The sequence below is a fragment of the Bacillus stratosphericus genome (assembly GCF_020524495.1).
Lineage (GTDB): Bacteria > Bacillota > Bacilli > Bacillales > Bacillaceae > Bacillus > Bacillus stratosphericus_B.
The window spans coordinates 1-22,732 of the sequence record NZ_JAIVLB010000039.1 but is presented as its reverse complement, the minus strand read 5'-3'; the positions used below and the strand labels follow the sequence as shown (position 1 = coordinate 22,732).

At 38.9% G+C, this 22,732-nt stretch carries 17 protein-coding genes, 2 pseudogenes and 1 riboswitch; of the genes and pseudogenes, 14 read left to right on the top strand and 5 right to left on the bottom strand.

The genetic code is table 11. The features are described 5' to 3' along the window. Positions 1-866: 866 nt before the first annotated feature. Positions 867-1,235: a cell wall metabolism protein WalM gene (walM, locus tag LC033_RS13735; protein WP_024424478.1), complete on the top strand. Its 369-nt coding sequence runs from the start codon at positions 867-869 to the stop codon at positions 1,233-1,235. A 74-nt stretch (positions 1,236-1,309) separates the two neighbouring features. After that, on the top strand, positions 1,310-2,353 hold the full coding sequence (locus tag LC033_RS13730; protein WP_226569367.1) for a hypothetical protein: 1,044 nt from the start codon (positions 1,310-1,312) through the stop codon (positions 2,351-2,353). 215 nt (positions 2,354-2,568) lie between these two features. Here the strand turns inward: LC033_RS13730 and LC033_RS13725 are convergent, their stop codons facing one another. Continuing rightward, positions 2,569-2,943 (bottom strand): carboxymuconolactone decarboxylase family protein, encoded by a 375-nt coding sequence (locus LC033_RS13725; protein ID WP_226569365.1) that lies wholly within the window; start codon positions 2,941-2,943, stop codon positions 2,569-2,571. Between the two features lie 284 nt (positions 2,944-3,227). Beyond that, on the bottom strand, positions 3,228-4,757 hold the full coding sequence (locus LC033_RS13720; RefSeq protein ID WP_226569363.1) for a multicopper oxidase family protein: 1,530 nt from the start codon (positions 4,755-4,757) through the stop codon (positions 3,228-3,230). A 763-nt stretch (positions 4,758-5,520) separates the two neighbouring features. Here LC033_RS13720 and LC033_RS13715 point away from each other — a divergent pair. The 5 genes from LC033_RS13715 to guaA all read left to right on the top strand — a co-directional run bounded on the left by LC033_RS13715 (position 5,521) and on the right by guaA (position 12,615). Beyond that, positions 5,521-6,399 (top strand): manganese transporter MneS, encoded by an 879-nt coding sequence (locus tag LC033_RS13715; protein WP_226569361.1) that lies wholly within the window; start codon positions 5,521-5,523, stop codon positions 6,397-6,399. Positions 6,400-6,524: 125 nt separating this feature from the next. Continuing rightward, a complete protein-coding gene (locus LC033_RS13710) occupies positions 6,525-7,487 on the top strand; it encodes an AAA family ATPase (RefSeq protein ID WP_226569359.1) in 963 nt (320 codons plus the stop codon). A 101-nt stretch (positions 7,488-7,588) separates the two neighbouring features. After that, positions 7,589-8,671 carry a DUF58 domain-containing protein gene (locus tag LC033_RS13705; protein ID WP_226569357.1) on the top strand — a complete coding sequence of 361 codons (1,083 nt, stop codon included), beginning with the start codon at positions 7,589-7,591 and terminating at the stop codon, positions 8,669-8,671. 9 nt (positions 8,672-8,680) lie between these two features. Beyond that, positions 8,681-10,885, top strand: a complete 2,205-nt coding sequence (locus tag LC033_RS13700) for a transglutaminase TgpA family protein (RefSeq protein WP_226569355.1) — start codon at positions 8,681-8,683, stop codon at positions 10,883-10,885. A gap of 188 nt (positions 10,886-11,073) precedes the next feature. Then, positions 11,074-12,615 carry a glutamine-hydrolyzing GMP synthase gene (gene guaA, locus LC033_RS13695; RefSeq protein WP_226569353.1) on the top strand — a complete coding sequence of 514 codons (1,542 nt, stop codon included), beginning with the start codon at positions 11,074-11,076 and terminating at the stop codon, positions 12,613-12,615. 91 nt (positions 12,616-12,706) lie between these two features. Here the strand turns inward: guaA and LC033_RS13690 are convergent, their stop codons facing one another. After that, positions 12,707-13,858, bottom strand: coding sequence for a DNA cytosine methyltransferase (locus LC033_RS13690; RefSeq protein WP_226569350.1), 1,152 nt, complete (start codon positions 13,856-13,858; stop codon positions 12,707-12,709). 36 nt (positions 13,859-13,894) lie between these two features. On the opposite strand from LC033_RS13690, the gene LC033_RS13685 reads away from it, so the two are divergent. Then, entirely contained in the window at positions 13,895-14,956 is a 1,062-nt protein-coding gene (locus tag LC033_RS13685) for a hypothetical protein (protein WP_226569348.1), read from the top strand. Between the two features lie 1,378 nt (positions 14,957-16,334). Here LC033_RS13685 and LC033_RS13680 read toward each other — a convergent pair. Together LC033_RS13680 and LC033_RS13675 are read right to left on the bottom strand one after the other, a co-directional pair. Beyond that, positions 16,335-16,460 (bottom strand): annotated as a pseudogene (locus LC033_RS13680) (GNAT family N-acetyltransferase); the annotation flags it as partial. 4 nt (positions 16,461-16,464) lie between these two features. Further along, entirely contained in the window at positions 16,465-16,650 is a 186-nt protein-coding gene (locus tag LC033_RS13675) for a Fe3+ hydroxamate ABC transporter substrate-binding protein (protein WP_226569346.1), read from the bottom strand. Between the two features lie 181 nt (positions 16,651-16,831). Between LC033_RS13675 and LC033_RS13670 the strand changes: the two genes are divergently transcribed. The 6 genes and pseudogenes from LC033_RS13670 to LC033_RS13645 all read left to right on the top strand — a co-directional run bounded on the left by LC033_RS13670 (position 16,832) and on the right by LC033_RS13645 (position 22,533). After that, complete coding sequence (locus LC033_RS13670; RefSeq protein WP_226569344.1) at positions 16,832-17,377, top strand: sigma-70 family RNA polymerase sigma factor; 546 nt, start codon at positions 16,832-16,834, stop codon at positions 17,375-17,377. Beyond that, entirely contained in the window at positions 17,346-18,791 is a 1,446-nt protein-coding gene (locus tag LC033_RS13665; protein ID WP_226569342.1) for a DUF4179 domain-containing protein, read from the top strand. Before LC033_RS13670 ends, LC033_RS13665 begins: the two co-directional genes overlap by 32 nt. 27 nt (positions 18,792-18,818) lie before the next feature. After that, a pseudogene (locus tag LC033_RS13660) lies at positions 18,819-19,052 on the top strand (transposase domain-containing protein); the annotation flags it as partial. A gap of 161 nt (positions 19,053-19,213) precedes the next feature. Next, on the top strand, positions 19,214-19,690 hold the full coding sequence (locus tag LC033_RS13655) for a hypothetical protein (protein ID WP_226569340.1): 477 nt from the start codon (positions 19,214-19,216) through the stop codon (positions 19,688-19,690). 241 nt (positions 19,691-19,931) lie between these two features. Beyond that, a riboswitch (purine riboswitch) is annotated at positions 19,932-20,033 on the top strand. 143 nt (positions 20,034-20,176) lie between these two features. Then, positions 20,177-21,502 carry a hypoxanthine/guanine permease PbuG gene (locus LC033_RS13650; protein WP_226569338.1) on the top strand — a complete coding sequence of 442 codons (1,326 nt, stop codon included), beginning with the start codon at positions 20,177-20,179 and terminating at the stop codon, positions 21,500-21,502. Positions 21,503-21,741: 239 nt separating this feature from the next. Beyond that, positions 21,742-22,533 carry a DUF6574 domain-containing protein gene (locus LC033_RS13645; protein ID WP_226569336.1) on the top strand — a complete coding sequence of 264 codons (792 nt, stop codon included), beginning with the start codon at positions 21,742-21,744 and terminating at the stop codon, positions 22,531-22,533. Positions 22,534-22,732: the final 199 nt, after the last annotated feature.

Below are 22,732 nucleotides of genomic sequence, written 5' to 3'. Positions count from 1 at the left end.
AGCTCTCACGGTCAATGAGGTATCGTTTTACCGCTTTGATTTTATCTTCAATTGTAAATTTAGCCAAAGAAAAGCACCTCCAAATGTTAGACTGTGTCTAATATTTGGGGTGCACTTCAAGGCTGGGCGCTTTTTTCTTATTGTGCTGAAAGGGTTGTACTCAGTGGAATAGAAAAATGTACCGAAAATTTAGGAGCCGGAGCACCTAACTCTAGATTTTTACGTAGAAGAGACGATTTGATGGTAACATCCTATTTTTTATAGACGTTCCCTAATGTATCCGCACGAAGCTGTACATTCGAGAAGCTTGCTTTTGAGTAGCTGTTTGTCCCATTGTCCGGCACACGGTGTACCATTAACAACATCAAGGTTTTTCAGGCGTCTAGGATTGGCAACAGGCTGCTTGTAGCGCAATTTCCCATTGAAAATAAAGTGATGCCATCTCCATTAATGATCAGCTTTAAGTTGACACGTGCACCGTCCTTAATGCTTGAATCGTATTCGCTGTTCCAGTATTGACTGCCACTTGCCGATCCACTACAAGAAAGACCTTGTAGACAGAAGGGGTTTTTGAAATACCACTCTCTACAACAGCAGGGTGTATCCATTGTTAATTGTCGCTTTTTTCGGAAGTATAATATTAACCACTTTTCATGAAAATTTCCTCCTTATATTTGAATTCACTTTTATTATATAAATGAAAGAGAGGGGTCTACTTACAATTTTCTGGCTGTTTTTGGTGAAACTTATGAACATCATCGGTCATAAAGTGGTCAACTTGTATTCAAATTGTAATGTGACTGTAAAAAAACTGGATGCATCTTCATGTATAATAAGTGCAGAAACCAAATACGGAGGATTTCTTAATGAATAAAAAGCTTATCACGACAATCGTAACAGTAGCTAGTTTATTTTTAGCGTTTAGTTTCTCACATGGAGCAAGTGCAAAAAAAGTAAGCGGCAATATTACTTGGTATAATGGTGTAGGTAAAAAAGGTGCAGATGGAAAAAAACTTGGTCATTGGGATGCAGCAACTAAAATGGGATTTGACGTACCGAAAAAAGGTACAAAACTAAGAGTGACAACAAAAGCGAAACCACATAAAGTGATTACAGTATATAAGTATGATGTAGGTAGAATGCCAAACGCTGTATTAGACGTGAGTCCGAAAGCATTCAAAGCACTTGGCTATAAAACAAGTAAAGGTGTCGTAAAAGGACATTACACTTATTAAATACATAGACATGCAAAGAAGCGGGAAAAGTTTATTTTCTGGCTTCTTTTCTTGTAGAGAGGGTCTGAAAGTCAATGAAAAAATCAACGTGGTGGATTATAACGGGAGCCGCAGTGATTGCGGCAGTCATTTTTTTCATGCTAAAGCCGGCTCAAGAGGCGAAACATGGGGGAGAAGTCAAAACGAATCAAGATGCAAAAGACGAATTGCTTGTTTCATTTACGGATCAACAGTTAAACAATACATATTTTTTGCATGATCAGGCGCTTCATACGAAGAAACTAACAGCGTATCCTTCACTTGCTTATGATTCTACGAAACAGCTTTTATACTACACGTATACGGATGAAGATACGCAAAAAGTGAGTATTCGCGAATTGAATGTGAAAACTGATCAAGAAAAAACGCTGTTTACCAGTGAAGATTCAATTGATAGTATGAGGCTATCTGGTGACGGAAAGCAGTTGTATTTAAGGTATAACAAGGATTCAGGGGAGCAATTTTATGTAGCAGCTTTTGATTTGGAAAAACGCAAAGTGAAGATGTTGTACCCAGAAAAAAGCGATGATGATACGGTCAGTTCTTTTGCATATGATCCGACTTCAAACCTTTTGGCCATTCAGCATTATTCATTAAAAGAAGATTACCAGAAGACCGATGAAGCCAATGAAAAAGGGATGGATCCTGAACCAACGACCATGAAGATCACCCTTCAAACAGGTGAAAAGGGGAAACGGATTGCAAGCATTTTGCAAACGATCAATGATATTTCATTTTCACCAGATCACAAGAAATTGATTTATACAGAAATAAAGGTTCGAAAGGAAAAAGAAGTATCATCTATTAAGATGCTTGATATAGAAACGGGAAAAACGAATACACTTGTTAAAAACAGCCGGGATATGCATATTTTAAGTGCTGCACAGCCGCAATTCTCTACGGATGGTACATCTGTTTATTTCCTAGGTGTTGCAAAGAACGCAAAGGAATTAAAGGATGACACCGGACGAAAGGCGAAGGTAAGAACCATTTTTGAATACGATATAAAGCAGAGGAAGGTAGAAGCCGCTTGGGAGAAGGATGATGGGATTGTTAACAATTTCACTGTCAATCGTTAAAGGATGCGTTCAGTTATGTGATATAACTGGACGTTTTTTTATTTTGTCATTTGATATTAGGAGAAATATGTGAATTTGTAGAGTAAAAGTCGTTTTTTCAGCAGGAAAGCGTGCGCTATTTTCATATTTTGCTGCTATGACATGGTAGGAAAATGGGAGTAAGATGAGTGGAAATAAAAAAACGAGAGGGCAGATGGCTTCTCGTTTTCTCTTATTTAGTTGGTGTTCTTGTCTAGTAAGTTTTGAAAAATGAATAGGGCATTAATAGAATGAGGAAATCCGGCAACTTTTGTACAGTGCTTAATAATTTCCATGACCTCTATGACAGAGAGTCCGATATGTAATGCTTGTTTAAAATGAGCTTTTAATTCTTCATCACAATCGCCTTTTGCGATAAGGGCAGATAATGTGCTGATCGCCTTCTGTTTTTCATCTAAAATGAAGTGATTGAATTCTTTTTGTTCACCGAGTTCAATTGTTAGTTGTTCAATGTTTGATCGAATGCTCTCGTTGTCATGAATTGAAAGCTTCTCCATTTTACCTGCCGCTGCTTTTTGTTTGACCTGGCAAGTCTCTTTTTCTTGATTCAAATTGAACTCCTCCGTTTTTTACCGTAATTTTCCATTTGTTCGCTCACCGTTTCTTATGTCTATTTTGATATAGGTAATGGGTATATAGTAGTATTATCGGTTTGTTACGTCAACTTTTTAAGTTTGAATGTACAAAGACATCTCATTAACTTTCTGCTCATGATCTAGCACCTGAAAGTCAAAAGGAAATAAAGGGCTAATGTATAGATGGCGTTTAGCCCTTTATCAATAACCTGTTCAATATATGATTCTACGCATGTGATGGAAGAGTGTTTTCATTTTTACTATATGATATCCATCGGCCGCATCATGTCATAATCTTCGTGCTCTAAAATATGACAATGCCACACATACCGTCCACTGTATGGGACAAATCGAGCGATGATCCGAATGACTTCACCAGCATGCGCCTGAATGGTGTCTTTATAGCCTTGTTCATGCAAAGGCGGTACTTCATTCGGTCCTGTATATACGATTTTTCCTGTCGATTGATAGACCTCTGTATCGAATGGCCTTCTGTCTATCACTCTGAATTGAACAAGGTGTAAATGAATGGGGTGTGTGCCCCTTGTTGGATTGACGATAGACCATACCTCTACACTGCCAAGTCGAGGATTTTCCGTGACGGGATCATTCCAAAATTGGTTATCTAGTAATAAAATAGGCCGGCCATATTTATCCTGCGTCCCACTAAGTATCAAAGTACGTTCTTTATCAGCTCGACTCGGCCGAAGCGGTGGAAGCTGCTTGGAGATTGGACGTAATGATTTAGGTGCTCTTCCTTTTAGCCGACGTGTGACTTTAAATTGCATAATGTTCGCATCTGTTTCTGGATTGATTTCCTGCCCGCAGTCTGCTTTATTCTTTAGAATGATCGTTTTGTTTTGATAAGCTGAAAAGTCGATAATCACATCGAAACGTTCAGCAGGTGCAATGCTAAAGGACTGGTGATGAACAGGTTTTGGTAAAAAGCCGCCATCAGATCCAATTTGCAAGATCGTAGCATCATTGTCTAAATGCAGCTCGTAAGTCCTTGTATTGGACGCATTTAATATGCGAAAACGGTATTTTCGAGGCTCTACTTCTAAATACGGCCACACTTTTCCATTGACCAAAATGGTCTCACCACAAAAAAAGGGCACGATGGAGGGGGCTGGAATATCACTATCTTCCGGCGTGTTGTTTGGTCTACTTGGGTAATACAGTGAGCCATCCTCCTGAAACGTACGGTCCATAATCATTAATGGAATATCATAATCATCTTTCGGTAATTCTAAGGACTTTTCAAAGGCATCTGAGATTAAGTAAAAGCCAGCTAAGCCTGCGTACACATTTAATCGCGTCAATGCCATCGCATGATCGTGATACCACAATGTGCATGCTTGCTGATGATTTGGGTATTCGTAAATTTGCCGCTCAAAGAAAGGACCGGTCGCTTCAAAGTCTCGTGAAAACCAAGCCTCTGGATAGCCGTCACTGCTAGGTGGTGTAACCCCGCCATGCAGATGAACGACCGTTTTGACTTCTGGTTCATCATGATGATTAGGGTGAATGGAGTGATCGACCGGCAGAAAGTGCTTCAGCGGTAGTTTATTCATCCACTTCACTTTTACTTTTTCATTTCGATTCGCTTTAATGGTTGGACCAGGCAAACTGCCATTATAGGTCCATAGCTTTGTTGGAGGGAGGTCTCTATGAACTTTTAAGAACACCTCCTCCATGGCGATTTCATAATAAGTTTGTTTTGGGTTCTTTTTGACGGGCTCCGCTACTTCTGGAATTGGCAGCTCGTCAACAAATTTTTCTAGGTTCATGTTGTCTAATCCTCACTTAACATTCAGTTTGATACATTATAAGTGCGGACATCAAAATAGGTGAATAAAATAAAAAAACCCTCTTTTCAGCAGGAGAATCAAGGGTGTTTATTTTCAAGAGCTGCATTTGTAGGCATTTTTTTATTCAGTTTAAAGGTAAAATAAGCAGCCAGTACACCAATGGTAATGATACTCGTCAAAATGAGCTGTGGTCTAAGCCCTTCCCCAATGACCCCGGCAAAATATGTCTTGTTTTAAGAAGATCGTTTTTCATGTTGGACATTACTTTATCTCCAAACATTTCTCTTCAATAGAGAATTTGTTTTTTAGAATGTTTTAAATTTTATCAAAATGAATTGTCATTCAGCATTGGACAGGTTATCAAAATGACATTTTAAACTTCTTAACGATGTTAAAAAGTTTAAAGAGTTTGAGAGATTATGTTCCCTCGATTTTCTCGGCTCATTCTTAAAAAAGCATAAGAAAGAAACGAGGAAAGCTGTGTCTTAAAATAAAATGATTCTGATAATTTATCAAAAGAATAATGTTGCTCTTATGTAAATGTCGGAGTGTATCGGATAAAGGTTGATGAGAGTAGGTCTTGAGGTCAATTAACATGATAAAAATAAGTTTGCTTAGGTCAACACATTTCAATGTAGCCTATTTTGATGACGCAAGCGAATCATGTTGCTGTAGACCCACACGGACTTTGCTTTGTAAAATAAATAATAGAAAAGCTGTGTGTGAGGAGGCGCTGTACAACATGGAGCGCTATAATGAATTAAGACAAGGTGAAACAGGTGCATGGGTCAGCATCATTGCCTATTTGATCTTATCTGCTGTCAAACTCATCATTGGGTATGTGTTTCATTCAGAAGCTCTTTCGGCGGATGGATTGAATAATACGACAGATATTATTGCATCGCTTGCCGTGTTAATGGGGCTCCGTATTTCTCAGAAGCCACCTGATGAAGATCATCCATACGGTCATTTTAGGGCAGAAAATATTGCGTCCCTTGTAGCTTCCTTTATTATGATGCTTGTAGGGCTTCAGGTTTTGCTGAGTGCAGGCCAGTCGCTTTTCTCATCTGAGCATCAAACACCTGATATGATTGCGGCTTGGACGGCAGCAGGAAGTGCTGTTGTGATGTACGGTGTTTATATATACAACCGTAATCTGTCCAAACGGGTCAATAGCCAGGCTCTTTATGCAGCAGCAGCTGATAATAAATCAGATGCGTATGTGAGCATCGGTACATTTGTGGGGATCATCGCCTCACAATTTCAGCTGGCATGGATGGATACGCTTGTTGCATTTGTCATTGGCCTAATTATATGTAAAACGGCGTGGGACATTTTCAGAGATGCCTCTCATTCGTTAACCGACGGTTTTCATATAAAAGATATGTCGAAGTATAAAGAGACCATTGAGGCGACACCAGGAGTGGGCGATTTAAAGGATATTAAGGCTCGTTATCTTGGGAGTACGGTACATGTTGATGTGGTTGTTGAGGTAGAGCCGCACTTGAACATTTCAGAAAGCCATGATATTGCAGATGAAATCGAACGTAGGATGAAAAAAGAACATGATATTTTACACTCTCATGTTCATATGGAGCCAGCAAGTCGTCTAAAGAAATGAAGAAGTCTTTTCCATCGTGAGAAGACTTTTTTTCGTTTCTGCCGTGCGGATGTTTATGCAAATGCGTGTCGTATGGTAAAGTTAGACTATATGAAAATTGACGGAAACGTGATAGGAGGATCAGGATGGCATTTGATGAACCGATGCATTCAGATTTACAAAAAATTGTAGATAACATCAATAAAGTCATGGTTGGAAAAAAAGACATTGCGATATTAAGCCTTGTTGCGATATTGGCAAAGGGGCATGTGTTATTAGAGGATGTGCCTGGCGTTGGGAAGACAATGATGGTTCGTGCGTTGGCAAAATCAATTAGCTGTGAGTTTAAGCGGATCCAATTCACTCCTGACCTTTTGCCTTCAGATGTAACAGGTGTATCGATTTATAATAAAAAGACAAATGAGTTTGAATTCAGGCAAGGACCGATTATGGGGCAGATTATTTTGGCGGATGAAATCAACCGGACCTCTCCTAAAACACAATCAGCACTACTTGAAGCGATGGAGGAAGGCAGTGTCACAGTGGACGGTGAAACGATGCCACTTGCGAATCCTTTTTTTGTCATGGCCACGCAAAATCCTGTGGAATATGAAGGAACATATCCGCTGCCAGAAGCGCAAATGGACCGTTTTTTATTCAAGCTGCAGATGGGATATCCCACCATGCTGGAGGAGCTAGAGGTGCTCAACTTGCAAGAGAAGCAATCCCCGATCGACACGCTCCAAGCCGTGATAACGAAGGAGCATATCCATGCTTTGCAGCAAGCCGTACAGACAGTACATGTGGATGCATCCATTAAAGAATATATTGTGGAAATCGCCCAAGCAACGAGAAATCACCCCTCCGTTTATTTAGGTGTGAGTCCAAGGGGGTCGATTGCACTCATGAAGGTAGCGCAGGCATATGCGCTTTTGAATCAGCGGGATTTTGTGATTCCAGATGATGTGCAGTATTTGGCGCCCTATACATTGCCGCATCGAATGATTTTGACATCAGAAGCGACGTATGAAGGGAAGAAGGCGGAGACACTGCTACGACAGATGCTTGAGTATATTGGCGTACCAGTTCAAAAGTCGATGACTCAATGAAGTCACGTGACCGTTTATTTGTTTCATTATGGTTACGGGTTTTTATGCTCGTAATCCTCACTACGGCAGCCTTTTGCTATGCCATGTTTCAGGGGGGCTTTGTGAGTTGGTTCCTTTTTTATACATTTTTACCATATGCTTTGTATGCTTTGCTGTTTGCGCTTGTTCCGCTTCGCGCGACAGCCAAAAGGACATTGAAGCATACCAGGTTGAAGGCGGGGGAAATGTTGTATGTTGACCTTGAAATCAAGCGGTCGAATCCATTTCCGTATGTTTACGTCATTATTGAGGATTCGCCGGACACCTTCCACTTGCAGGAACAGATTGAAATGAAGAAAATGCTGTTCCCGTGGTTTCGGAAAACGTGGCGATTTTCTTATCAATTGAATGATATCGTGCGGGGGGAGCATCATTTGACAGCGATCAGAATCAAAACGGGCGATATGTTTGGTTTTGTTGAAAAAGAGGTGATCATTCCGTTAGAAAAAAAGCTCCTCGTCTATCCAAAGGTACTGGATTTTCCGGTTGAATCTGTTGAGTCAGTGAATGAAAATGGAGATAAAGCGGTTCACTCATGGGTAAATGAACCGATCAATGTGACAACAGGTGTGCGTGAATATCAGCAAGGAGACCGTTTTGCTTGGGTGGACTGGAAGACGACGGCTAAAAGAGGTCAGCTGATGACCAAGGAGTTTGAACAGAATCAGACAAAGGATCTTGTCGTATTTGCTGATTTTACGGATGAAGCCGTTTTTGAGACAGTGGTGTCTATTGCGGCATCTGTTCTCCAAATGGCTGTCAAAAAAGGGATGCCGGCAGGTCTCGTTCCTCTTGGAGATCAGCATGCCTTTCGTGTGAACCAAGGAGATCTGCATTTACAGGACATGCTCTATTATTTAACAAGGGTGCAGCACCGGCCTTCTCGATTATTAGAATTGAAATCGTTAGCAATGAGTGAATACCAGCACACAGGAAAATATGTCGTAACGGGTCATTTGCAGGAAGAGCTCGCTGCCAGTCTTCTTGGAAATCGAAACAGAAAGAACATCACCGTTCTTTTAGTGAAGAGAGCCGTTGACCGATTGACGGCAAAAGAAAAACAGCTTGTAGACCGGTTAAAAGCTTCTGGAATACGCACCACACTTTTATTTGAAGACCGGTTGCATGAAAGAATTGTGAGGTGACAAACATTTATGCTGCATACTCATCAGCGGCAGAGTCGTTTTGAGTTGTTCTTCTATTATTGTGTAGCATTTCTGCTGCTTTGGGAGTGGCTTCGTCCGCTTCAAGATTTAACAGAGACGAGTCATACGTCTTATTTCATTATTTTTATAGGGCTTACGAGTTTGTTCACTTTCTTTCGTCTGAAGTGGTATGTGACGTTTCCTATATGTGCTGGACTTATTCTACTTGCCTTATATTTGATCTTTTATCAATTAGAGACAAGCTATCCGGCTGCTTTATTTGCTGATATCAAAGATAATATCACTATAATGAGCATGGGAATGTGGAGTGACATGTATCCGTCTTTCCGCACATTGTTGTTTTATATTTTGCTTTGGCTGCTTGTGTATTTGCTTCATTATTGGGTCGTCTATCAGCAGCGCATCTTTTTCTTTTTACTCATGACGATTGTGTATGTCACAATCCTTGATACGTTTACACCTTATGACGCGACCTTTGCTATCGTTCGAATTATGGTGTTTGGCTTTTGTTTGCTTGGATTGCTGTATTTCGATCGACTGCGTTCGGCTGAAGGTGTGCGGGTGTCACAGAAAGCGCGTTTTCACTGGTTCTTGCCCATGCTGGCGCTTGTCCTCGTATCAGCGTTAATCGGTGCTTCTTTGCCAAAGTCTGAACCGAAATGGCCTGACCCTGTACCGTTTTTTAAGGCGGTCACGAATCAAGATGGAACAGCAGGGCAGAATAAGGTGGGATATAGTACGGACGATTCGTATCTTGGTGGGCCGTTTAGTGAGGACCGCACACCAGTATTTAAATGGAGCGGAAAGGAGCCTTCTTATTTTCGTGTAGAAACAAAAAGCATTTACACGGGGAAAGGCTGGGAGGATGCTTCAAATGATAATAAGCCTACTCAATTAAAAGACGACGATGTCCCAAATCGATGGTTTACCGAGCGTGTGAAAACAGAGGTTCATGAAACGAGAGTCGATATGGAGCCTGACTATCGATTTAATCATGCCGTTTATCCGATTGGTACGATCACACTGACGCCAATGGAAAACATCCCGCTGCAAATGATGGGCAAGACGGAAAAAATTGTGCCGTCTATTCAAAACCCGCCTAAAAATTTAGGGAACTATCAAATTAGCTTTTTATCACCTACATTTATCCTTGAGGATTTACAGCAGATTAAAGTGCCGACTAAGCAGCAGGTGAATCAGCAGGTTGGACGTGTTTATTTACAGCTTCCATCCTCATTGCCAGAGCGTGTGAAAACATTGGCAAACAGCTTAACGGAAACAAAGGATAATATGTACGATAAAGCAAAAGCGATTGAGGATTACTTAGAATCTGCGAAATTTTCATATGAAACGCAAAATGTCGCTGTGCCTGGACGTAATGAAGATTATGTGGATCAATTCTTATTTAAAACGATGATCGGCTATTGTGATAATTTTTCAACCTCTATGATTGTGATGCTTCGTTCGATCGGTATTCCGGCGAGATGGGTGAAAGGATATACGTCTGGTCAGTTATATGAAACACAAATCGATGGAAACAGTGTGTATGAAGTGACCAATAACAATGCACATTCATGGGTAGAGGTCTATTTTCCAAACCGGGGCTGGGTGACCTTTGAACCGACAAAAGGATTTATGAACCCAGAGACAATTACAAATGAAGCTGTTGCTAGCGATCAAACGGATGATCAAAAGGAAGACGAGGATCAGCCTACGTTTGATGATGCACGAGAAGATCAGCAGCCAGAACAGCCACGGCAGCAGGAGGAGCAACAGGCAGAGCCAAAGGAACAAACAGCTCAAACAAAGTCAAGTATGGTGTATGTTGGTTCGATCATGGGATATGTTGCAGGTGCTGTCTCCCTTCTTGGGTTCATCAGCTGGATGCTGTATCGATTCAGGGCAAGATGGCTGCTATTCTTCATTGTTCGAAAGGTGAAACGTCTGCCAGATGAGGAAGCCTTTTTCTATGCGTATGCTTCCTTACTAAAGCAGCTGAAGCGCAGGGGGATTGAAAAAAAGCCAGGTATGACGCTAAGAGAATTTGCTTCTTTGATAGATGGCAACGATGGAGATCATCACATGTCAGAGCTTACGCAGCTCTATGAGCGGGCGTTTTATCGACGAGAAGATGCGTCAGAACTTTGGCGGCAATCCGCAAAGTTATGGGAAAATTTAATAAACAAGAGATAGTCTTGACCGCGTACCTTCCTGTTGTTAGAATAGGTGAATATTAAAACCTTCTAAAATACATGAAATTGAAGCGTTCGGATATGAGTCTGGGCGCTTCAAAAGCGTGATTTCACACTGAGAGCAGGTTTTCTCCTCTCATTTTTTCTGTGCGTTTATAAAAAAACTATATTGGATATAGAGGTGACACCATGACAAATTTAGTAAATGAAATGATCTTGGTTCTCGATTTCGGCAGTCAGTACAATCAGTTGATCACACGCCGTATTCGTGAATTTGGTGTGTACAGTGAGCTTCATCCTCACAATTTAACTGCTGAAAAAATTAAAGAAATGGCGCCTAAAGGAATTATCCTTTCGGGTGGACCGAACAGTGTTTATGATGAAGGATCTTTCCGCTGTGATGAAAAGATTTTTGATCTAGGCATCCCGGTTCTAGGCATTTGCTACGGCATGCAGCTGATGACTCACTATTTCGGCGGGAAAGTAGAGGCGGCAAGCCAGCGTGAATATGGGAAAGCAGATATCCACATTAACGGAACTCCTGCTTTATTCAAAGACCTTCCGAATAAGCAAGTGGTTTGGATGAGCCATGGTGACCTTGTCGTTGAAGTACCAGAAGGCTTTACAGTGGATGCAACAAGTGCACATTGTCCAAACTCAGCGATAAGCTTAGCTGAGAAAAACTTCTATGGCGTTCAGTTCCATCCAGAGGTTCGTCACTCTGAGTACGGGAACGACCTATTGAAAAACTTTGTCTTCGGTGTGTGTGATTGTGAGGGCAAATGGTCCATGGAGAACTTCATTGAAATCGAAATGCAGAAAATCCGTGAAACAGTGGGCGACAAACAAGTATTGTGCGCACTAAGCGGCGGTGTGGATTCATCTGTTGTGGCAGTATTGATCCACAAAGCCATCGGCGATCAGCTGACATGTATTTTCGTTGACCACGGTCTTCTTCGTAAAGGCGAAGCAGAAGGGGTTATGAAAACATTTAGTGAAGGTTTCAACATGAACGTGATTAAAGTAGATGCGAAAGATCGTTTCTTAGACAAGTTAAAAGGTGTGTCTGATCCTGAGCAAAAACGTAAAATCATCGGGAACGAATTCATCTATGTATTCGATGATGAAGCGGACAAGCTAAAAGGAATCGACTACTTAGCACAAGGAACACTTTACACAGACATCATTGAGAGCGGAACAGCAACGGCACAAACAATCAAATCTCACCACAACGTAGGCGGTCTTCCAGAAGACATGCAGTTTGAATTGATTGAGCCACTCAATACCCTATTCAAGGATGAAGTCCGTGCCTTAGGGTCAGAGCTAGGCATTCCTGACGACATCGTCTGGAGACAGCCATTCCCAGGTCCAGGACTAGGTATCCGTGTACTAGGTGAAATTTCTGAAGAAAAACTAGAAATCGTCCGTGAATCTGATGCGATTCTCCGCGAAGAAATTGCTAACTTCGGCCTTGAGCGCGACATCTGGCAATACTTCACGGTCCTCCCAGACATCCGCAGCGTAGGTGTCATGGGTGACGCAAGAACATACGACTACACAATTGGTATCCGTGCTGTTACCTCTATTGATGGTATGACGAGTGACTGGGCAAGAATCCCTTGGGATGTGCTTGAGAAGATCTCAACTCGTATCGTCAACGAAGTAAAGCATATTAACCGCGTGGTGTATGATATTACGAGTAAGCCGCCTGCTACGATTGAGTGGGAGTAATAATAAAGAGCTTAGAATCCTTGGTTTATATAAGGGTTCTAGGCTCTTTTTTGTTGTATCTGCAAACAATCTAAATTATTTCTAGCGTCAATTATTTGATAACAATAAATTCTTTGTCTTTAGAGTTCACTAAATCTAAATTTGAAAGTGTATGATATACTGTGCGAGCAATATGCCATGCCATAACTGGAGGAACAGCATTTCCGATAGCTTTGTATGCGCTACTAGCACTTGTAGTAAAAATATAACTATCGGGGAACGATTGAAGTCTAGCGCATTCTCTTACTGATAATCTACGCCAACCAGCCATATCTTCCCTATCTTTAAGGGTTGTTCTATAATGTGCTTCAATATTCCCGTGGTGTTCGGCTCTTATCGTTGGAGCTGGTCTATCCCCAGAAATCTTGTTGTTACCTTGCATTTTCTTCCCAGGGTAAAACTTAGCTTTGGAAATATCACGAGAAGTATGATTTGGAATTGTTGGGTCATTTACTTTATCCCAAATATCATCAATACCATCTTTAGAAGAACGCCACTTTTGACCAGTTAATTCTCCAGTTTCATCGTACAGCTTTTCTGGATAATATTCATCAGATATATCTCCTAAGTCTTTACGAATTCCCATAATAATAACTCGTCTACGCATTTGCGGAACTCCATAATCTGCGGCAGTAAGTAAATGATATTGAACATTATAACCAGCATTATCAAAATCACTAAGAATTGTGTCGAGAGCAGAACGGTCAATATCAATCCCCGCCTCATTCTTTCTTGAATTTCTAATACCATCGACATTTTCAGCAATGAACATTTTAGGGTGATAATGATTGATTACCCTAATCATTTGTAAATAAAGTTGTCCTCTTGGATCGCTCAATCCTCCACGTTTTCCAGCATAACTAAATGTTTGACATGGAAATCCTCCGAGTACAATATCAACATCAATTTTAGGCATATCTTTTTCCATGTCTAAATCAATCACACTTCTTCTTTCAACCTTATGATGAAAATTATCCTCATAGACATCCGCAGCTTGCTTAAAAATGTCGTTAGCAAAAACAATATTAAACGGATTTTTTTGATAATGTACTCCTAAGTAATCAAAATTACCAATAAATCCTAAATCCATACCTCCAGCACCAGAAAATAAACTAACAACATTTAAAGGAGTTGAATTATTGGAAACTTCAACTTTAAAAGCGTTTATTGTGTTACAATTATCGTAATAGTATGTTTTTGACATAATATAATTCCTTTCATTTTTAGAACGGTGGTTAATATGAATAATAAACAAATTTTAGAAATGATGAAGAACGAAATAGAAGCTATTAAAGAAGTTTCTTCTGAATATCTTGTAAGTCAAGGTAATAACAATGGGTTTGAAAAATTAGTTCCAAAAATTGTAGATAAAGTTAAACAAGAGATTTCTGATTCTGATGTTTTAGAAAAGAAAGTTCATCTAGGTCATCACTTTCCAGATATGGATTTAATTCTAAACGGAGAACGATACGGTTTAGAACTGAAAAGCAGAAATAACGGTTCATGGGATACGAATGGAAATTCTGTTTTTGAAAGTATTAGTGACGAAGAATATAAAGAAATTTATGTTTTCTTTGGAACTAACAACAAGGTGGAGCCCAAAATTAAAATAAAATATAGACCATATTGGCAAACGACCTCAAACATTATGGTAACTCATAGTCCTAGATTTAAGATAAGCATGGATACTACAGAGAGTGTATTCAAGAATGCCGATGAATATAAATCTCTTTGTAATATGACAGAAGGACAAAAAGTATCTTTTCTCCAAGAATATTTACGGAATAATACAAAAGGTGTTAAATGGTTCGTTCCTCAGTCAGAAGATTCTTTAAGCCCAATACTAATAAAAAGTTTGAACAAAGAAGAACAAGTCAGAACACTTGCAGAAGTGCTAATATTGTTCCCACAAGACCATATTAAAGATGGCAAAGGAAAGAATCGTGATAAGTATTTAAGAAGTGCTGAATATTTAATTGGAACTTACTATTATTATGCCACCGATTTCAGAGACTTCTTTTCAGCTGGAAACAAATATATTTATAATGATGTGCACTTTCCAAAATTTGTTACAAACCTAAATGAACATAGTGAAGAAATTCATGAAATTCTTATAAATGCTAATTCAGCATTCCAAACTCTTGCCTATCAATCTTGGGAAGAATTAGGAGTTCAATTAAGTATGACATCATTTGAAAATGATTATAAAGCTATTTTAAATACTATTGGTAATCAGTACCTCAAAGACGAACTCCAAAAGGCAAATGTAAAGAAGTTATCTGATTTCTTAGTATCACAATAACTATTTTAGCATTTTAATTATGGCGCGTCAACTACCGCGCGAAACGTATGTTTGCAAAAAGTTTATTAATTATTGTAAACCTAGAGCCTTTTTTAGTTGTAAGCTCTAGGTTTTGTTCTGTATCTAAACTACCTTTACGCTTTACATACTAATTACCTGTTAGTTTCCTCTTTGCTCCATTTATAGTAATAGACATCATATTAGACAATTCAACTACTTCTTTATTGTTATTAGGGTAAAGGTGGCCGTATGTGCCTAATGTCGTTTAAGTCCTCATAACCGAGCCTATCACAAACACAAGGGCATTTTCTCCCATTGAGATAAGTAACGAGGCGTGAGAGTGTGTTAGTGCGTGTGTTTTTAATTTTATGAACGCCAGCAAGCCTTGAATGCTGGTCTATGATATGATACGTAGCACTTTTATTAATTGGCAAACTATTATAAGAAAGTACATAATTAGATGGAATATTTTTATGTTGTAGATTTTTCACTCATTTAAAATTTTTATTGTATCATCATCTAACGCTATTACTCGATTACTGTTTTTGGCTCGGTTAGATAACATTCATTTGCATTTTTGTAGTACATAGATTTACTTACTGTAAAAGTTGATTTTGAAGATCCAAATCACTATCCCATTCTAAGTGCTTGAGCCTCTCCAAAACGCAAACCAGTCATAAATAAAAGCCAGATAGTAATGAATGAGAAATAAATGTCTATTCTCAAATTCAACATTTCTATTATTTTCAATGGAACAATTTTTAAAAAACGGTTTTTTGTGTATACTCATTTGTGTAAATGATATTTTTATCTGTTAAGTATCTTCTAAGAAAACTTTTCTACTAAGGTAGATTTTGCGAATTGAAAAAAGCTTCTTTCTTATGCTCTTATTATCTTTTCTATACACATCTATCTTATTGATCTTAACAAAATCATGTTTCCAAACCTTTTTCAACTCTAAATTTTTAATGAATGGTAGCTAAAAAGATAACGTGATAGTGAATAGAACTTCGTTTTTGTTTTGTAGAGATGTATCTTAAGCGGGCCTTTTTGCTGCGAAACAATCGGTAGTTTAAGCGCTGAATAAATTAGCAGTTAACTTATACTAAAACAAAGAACTATAAACAATCCAAAATGCTTTATTCAACAAATCATGTCTTAGATATCACGGAGTGGGAGTAAGAATAAAATAATCCCAGCAAGTGCAGGTCTTCATATATTCATCAAAGAAATAACCGATCTTATGAACATTTATATCTTCAATGGCTGTGCTATGCTAGCTGGTTATATTTTTCTTCTATTGATTATTTCAGAAAAGCCGTTTTCACTTTAAAGAGAATCTTTTTATACAATAGATACTTGATCAAAAAGAATACATGCGGCACACGGTTTCATTTGATAAGTAGATGTGCATATCCTCAGCATCTGCGATCGTTGCTTGTTTTAAGATCAGTCTTTCGGTATGTATTGTTGGAAATGATTGCGGAAAAGTGATTTTGTTCATGTGTTTATCCTCCATGTGATGTCTTTTGTTCTGTACACGCCTTACAATAAAAACCCCCTCCATTCCTAAGCCAAGCCTTCACCTCTGTCATCCCTCGTCCCTTTGGGTAGATCAGTTTGACGTACACTTCTTCGTTTCCTTCTATCTTTTTCTGACAGCTAGCACATGCGGGTTCTTCAAATAGAAACAATCAATATCCTCCTTTTTTTTTAGATATTTCTTCCATTATATCAAATGTTCAAGTTGATCTTTCGACTCCATTCTTCACTTTTTCTGTTTTTGTCCGACATATGCTAAGTAAAAGAAATTTTCGTTTGTTGAAACCGTTTGAGAGAAAGCTTGCTCTAACAGGTGTAGGAGGTGTGAGTGAGATGAAGCAAGTGCGTCTAATTAAAAAAGCACAAAAAGGGAATGTCCCAGCATTTGAGAAATTAATGCTGATGTATCAGGAGCGTTTATATAAAACCGCTTTTCTCTACACAAGAAATAAAGAAGATTCGTTAGATGCTGTTCAAGAGACGGTATTTAAAGCGTTTAAGCATCTATCTGGCTTGAAAGAACCAGCTTATTTTTCTAGCTGGCTGACTCGTATTTTGATTCATACGATTTTTGCGATGAAGAAAAAGCAGCAAGATGTTGTTCCGTTTGAGCAGCACCATGAAAGTGTTGAGCAAAATGATTTTTTGGAAGACAAGCTAGATTTAAAACATGCACTTGATGTGTTGGATGAGCAATATCAGCTCGTGATTCAGCTATTTTATTTTCAAGATTATACGATTTCGATGATTTCTGAGCATATTGGTGTGCCTGAAGGAACAATCAAAACTCATTTGTATCGAGCAAGAAAGTTATTAAAGCAAACGTTAGAAAAGGAGGAGAGTGTCAATGGAACAAAAAGAAATGAAAAAGCTCTATGAAAAGATTGATGTACCCAAAATTGAATTGACCTCTGCAATTCGTCAAGCCATCGGGGATGTGAAAGCGGAAAAGAAAAGACGTTGGTTCACATGGAATTGGAGAATGCCAATATACTCTGTCATCGTTCTCATCGTTCTTTACTTTTCATCAGGCTTCCTTTTTCCTTCTCTTAATACAGCGATGGCTCGTGTTCCGTTTGTTGGACAGTTTTATATGATGTTTCACGATAAAGTAGGAATGTCTCTATTTCATAGTGATTTGGTGAAGCATGTCAATGAGGAGGCTGAATCACGAGGGATCACCGTGAAAGTAAACAGTGTGTACTATGATGCAGGGCGGCTTGTTTATACGTTTACTGTAGAGAACTTCAATACAAAAGAAGATTTCATACCGTTCAGAATTGATAAAGATCATATAGATGAGAATTTCCAACCAAGTGAAGATAATGAGGGATTAAAAAAGTTGAAAGATGGCCGCTATGTTGGGCAGATGGAAGTCTATACAAATGGGAAGATGATTAAACAAGGTCAAAAAGCACCACTTGTCATCTCTAAAATCGGAGATATTGTAGGGAATTGGCGCTTTGAATTACCTGTGGTCAATCAAAAAACCACTTTATTAGCTGGACAAAAAAACGTTTCCATATTAAATGGTCGTTATCAGTTGAGAGATATAAAGGTGGAAAATGGAGTGAATTCCTCTGTGATTCAATATGCGATTGATTATCATGGTGTCGCAAAAGATGATGAGGTTTTAATAGATAGAATGAGAGACAATTTAGGAAATGAATACAGGCTTGAGCGTGGAACAACATTAGAGAGAAAACAACTTTCAAACAAAAAAACTAGAATAAATCATATGACAATCTTAAATCAGCCAATCGATCCAAAGGCGACAAAACTAACATTTTTCACTAGTTTGTGGGTAGAACATGAAGAAAGCAAAATCATTCCTCTTCAGACAAAGCTGCCTGTTCAGCTCAAGACAAAGCACTATGGGATTGGGATTAAAATCAATAAAATCGAGCAAAAAGGGCGTTCTGTGATAGTTGATTATCAATTTACTGGAGTAGATGGGGGCGAGTTAGATAAAGATAGGTTAAAAAATGTCGGTGAATTCATTGGACTAGGCGATGTTGAAAAACTTAAATCTTGGAAAAATCCTGAAGTGGATTATGAAAATGGTTATTACTTGAAGGGGAACAATGCGAAGGTGACTAATGTCAAGACAGCTTCTATGCAATCCACCTTTGAATTTGATGTGAAGGAGTTAGACAATTTATCATTAAATCATTTTTCATTTAAAGATTATGGGCTTTATCTTGATTTGTCAAACCTGAACCAGTTGGCACCACACAAAGATATAACTGTAACCATTCCAGTCAAAAAAGAAACTTCAAAGGCTAGTCGTTAATCAACATCCATAGGAAAAGCGAACAAGGTTAGAAGGAAGGCATGGCTTTTTAGTAATACACCAAATGGTGCAAGAGCCAGTGCCATCATTTACAGTATCGTGGAGACAGCGATCGCAAATGGATTAAATCCTTATTACTATCTTCGCTATCTATTTGAGCAGCTTCCTAATATGGAGTTGACAGATAATAATAACCTTGACCGAATACTTCCGTGGTCAACGACACTACCTTGTATTTCTTTTAAATTGCTAACTAAATAATAACTCAGGCTCCATCTAAAATATAGGTGGGGTCTATTTGACGCTTACTTTGTTAAGAAACATATTGTGATTTATTTGATATTTGCTGTGTTATTGTCCCTTTTTTTATTTATTTTACATTTCTATAGAACAAGGGTTAAAGTTTAAAGAATTTTCTAGATTTGAAATTAATTTCAATAATAAGTGTTTTGTTTTTAACAATAATAATTGTTCTTTATGTATTATTTTTTGTGAATTTTCATTCAGTATCTCTTAAAGACGAATCATTAGGCGGTTTTAAAATTGGGCAAGAGATTGATAATCATATACTTAAGAAAAGTGATCAATTTTCATCTGATAATGAAGTCGTATATTCAAAAAAGGGAGATGGGGATTTTTTAGTAACATCTAATAAAGATGATCATATAATCTCCATTACTAACCAATCACAAGACCAAAAAATTAAAACATCAAAAGGTATTAAGATTTACGATACGTTTCAGGATGTAATAAAAATGTATGGGGAAGAATACAAAAATCTTTGGTTTGTAGAAGGGTATGAGACAGGAATTCAATATCAAGATAAAGATGAACGACTTCTCCTAGAATTTTTCTTTAATGAAGATAAATTGTACCGTATTGAAATAATTAAAAAGTAATGCGCTAAATTTTTGAGAGATTATACCTTGATTTTCCCTGTTGGGAACATTCGCTTTCATTTTGATGCTTACTCTGAGTTTCTTAGCGATTTCGAATGTTTTTCTAATTCAAGACAAGAAATATAAAGAACTAGATACGATTTTCCAATTTCGTTTAATAAGACGAATGAAGCGGACATTTCTTTGAAAAATGTTCGCTTTTCGTATTGTGTTTTAAAAATGAAGTTGGTACAATAGACACAGAAATCAAATAGATAGAAGTCGTATAATGGCGGGGATATGGCCCGCAAGTTTCTACCAAGCTACCGTAAATGGCTTGACTACGTCAATTCACACTCGTTTGATATAAATCATGCATTGTTCTTGTTTTATGTCACGTCTGAATTCACACTTGTAGTCAAGCGTCCCAAACTGTTGGGGCGTTTTTTATTTGACTTGTGAATGGGACAGACAAAAGCAAAAGGACATGAAGGGAGTCAGTTGGCTTTGAAAGAGTTTTTTCAGTTTGATGAGTTAGGAACGAATTATCGCAGAGAGATCATCGGCGGTTTAACGACATTTTTGTCGATGGCTTACATCTTGTTTGTCAATCCGATCACACTTGCTTTAGTGGCAGTACCGGATTTTCCAGATAAATTACGAATTGATCAGGGGGCTGTCTTTACAGCTACGGCGTTAGCTTCTGCAGCAGGGTGTTTCCTGATGGGATTGATCGCCAGGTATCCGATTGCGATTGCACCAGGTATGGGGCTGAATGCGTTCTTCGCCTTCTCGGTCGTTCTTGGCATGGGCATCTCATGGCAGGCGGCATTATCAGGTGTTTTTGTTTCAGGATTGATTTTCGTTGCACTTTCTTTAACAGGTCTCCGTGAAAAAATCATCAATGCCATTCCGGCTGATCTGAAGCTGGCTGTTGGTGCTGGTATTGGTTTGTTCATTACGTTTGTGGGTCTGCAAGGCTCTGGCATTATCGCCAATAATGATAATACACTCGTTTCTATTGGAAACATTCATAGTGGTCCTGTGCTGTTAACGGTGTTTGGTATTGTTGTAACTGTCATTTTAATGGTTCTTCGAGTGAATGCAGGTGTCTTCATTGGGATGCTTGTGACGGCTATTGCAGGGATGATTTTTGGTCTTGTGCCAATACCATCTCAAATTGTAGGAAGTATTCCAAGTTTATCTCCGACCTTTGGTCAAGCCTTGATTCACTTACCAGAGATCTTCTCGATCCAAATGCTTGTTGTCATTTTAACGTTCCTGTTCGTTGGGTTCTTTGATACAGCTGGTACACTTGTGGCTGTTGCAACACAAGCTGGTTTAATGAAAAATAATGAGCTGCCGCGTGCAGGAAGAGCCCTGCTAGCGGATTCTTCTTCTATCGTTGTAGGTTCTGTCCTTGGAACATCAACCACGACGTCTTATGTTGAATCTAGCTCAGGTGTTGCAGCTGGTGCTCGTTCTGGTTTTGCAGCAGTCGTGACAGGTATCTTCTTCTTGCTTGCGATGTTCTTCTCACCACTTTTATCTGTCGTCACGTCGAATGTGACCGCACCTGCCTTGATCATTGTCGGGGTATTGATGGTAGCACCGCTTGCAAAGATTGCATGGGATCGTTTTGAAATTGCGGTACCAGCCTTCCTCACGATGATTATGATGCCACTCACATACAGCATTGCGACAGGGATTGCGATTGGTTTCATTTTCTATCCCATTACAATGATCTTTAAAGGAAAAGCAAAAGAAGTACATCCAATTATGTACGGATTGTTTGTCATCTTTATTCTATATTTTGCTTTCTTAAATCATTAATTGTAGACAAAGGGTTTGTCTACACGCTGAAGCAGCAGCTCATGGAAGCTGCTGTTTTTTGTTTTGTCTTATTTTCTTGCCATTTTAAAACCTCTGCTGCCTTTTATCCGTCTAATCGTATGAGAAGGTCAAGGAATCTTGACTGAATCGAGAGACTCCGCTACTTTAGTTAGGAGTCATCCGGACAGGTCACTTCATTGAGCTTGTTCGGATTGGGTTGGGATAGGAGTTGATATGAGGTGTTAGAGAAAGATCAAGAGCAAGTCACACCTGAAATGAAAAATGAAGAGCCATCAATAGATCAAGAAACAAGACAATCTCGCCTCAGCCGCAGCGCTGCAAAACGAGGAAGAACCTCAAAAGCACATGATGATGAGCGTTCAGCCATTCAGCGCATAATGAGAAGTGTAGGCGGTGCGTTTCAGCGTTATGGTTCATATGGACTTGCGATGTTAAAATCCCCGAGTCAAGGCATGAATCAAGCGGAAACATTACGCATGAAGTATGCCTGGATTTCAATTGTGTTTTTCAGCGTGTTTTTTGCTTTAGGCAACTATGTTCAATTAAAGGCATCAAAGACCCGTTTATTAGGCTTTGGCATTCATTATTCCTTTGGTGAAGCTTTTTTGAATGTAGCTATCTTTACACTCATCCTGTTGACATTGATGATGCTTACGGTCTGGGTGCTCAGCAAGTACATGTTGAAAGGAAACATATCGCTGAAAGAAGTCATTATGAAGTTTGGAGCGGCGCTTGTGCCGGTGCTTCTTTTATCTATCTTTTGGCTTGTGTTTTCCATACTGAATATTCCATATGTAACAGTTATTTTATCCATGATGATATTTTTCGGTCTTCAGTTGATTGCAGTTGTGCTCTTTCGCTCGATTCAATCAGAGCATAAAGCCGTCCGTGGAGATTTAATGTATGCTGGCTGGGTATTTTTATTGGTTGAGTTGATGATCATTGCACTGCTCTGGAGCATTGTTGGAGAGTATTTGATTCCATCACTTGTGCCTGTCCGATTTGGATAAAACACGCTGAAAAGAAGACAAAGGGCTAAAATAAAGATCATTTTAGCCCTTTGTCAAAAATCTAAAACCTCCTTTTTTTGAAAAGGAGGTTTCAGACCGTAGACAAACCCCACCTTTACTTCAAGTAAAAGTGGGGTTTTCACTTATTTTGATAAAATTTATCAGTTGTCTTACGCTGGACATGGTCCTTTCCATGTCC

Coding starts and splice junctions, on each gene's coding strand:
- walM (WP_024424478.1), top strand. CDS start 867: ATGAATAAAAAGCTTATCACGACAATCGTAACAGTAGCTAGTTTATTT.
- LC033_RS13730 (WP_226569367.1), top strand. CDS start 1,310: ATGAAAAAATCAACGTGGTGGATTATAACGGGAGCCGCAGTGATTGCG.
- LC033_RS13720 (WP_226569363.1), bottom strand. CDS start 4,757: ATGAACCTAGAAAAATTTGTTGACGAGCTGCCAATTCCAGAAGTAGCG.
- LC033_RS13715 (WP_226569361.1), top strand. CDS start 5,521: ATGGAGCGCTATAATGAATTAAGACAAGGTGAAACAGGTGCATGGGTC.
- LC033_RS13710 (WP_226569359.1), top strand. CDS start 6,525: ATGGCATTTGATGAACCGATGCATTCAGATTTACAAAAAATTGTAGAT.
- LC033_RS13700 (WP_226569355.1), top strand. CDS start 8,681: ATGCTGCATACTCATCAGCGGCAGAGTCGTTTTGAGTTGTTCTTCTAT.
- guaA (WP_226569353.1), top strand. CDS start 11,074: ATGACAAATTTAGTAAATGAAATGATCTTGGTTCTCGATTTCGGCAGT.
- LC033_RS13690 (WP_226569350.1), bottom strand. CDS start 13,858: ATGTCAAAAACATACTATTACGATAATTGTAACACAATAAACGCTTTT.
- LC033_RS13685 (WP_226569348.1), top strand. CDS start 13,895: ATGAATAATAAACAAATTTTAGAAATGATGAAGAACGAAATAGAAGCT.
- LC033_RS13670 (WP_226569344.1), top strand. CDS start 16,832: ATGAAGCAAGTGCGTCTAATTAAAAAAGCACAAAAAGGGAATGTCCCA.
- LC033_RS13665 (WP_226569342.1), top strand. CDS start 17,346: ATGGAACAAAAAGAAATGAAAAAGCTCTATGAAAAGATTGATGTACCC.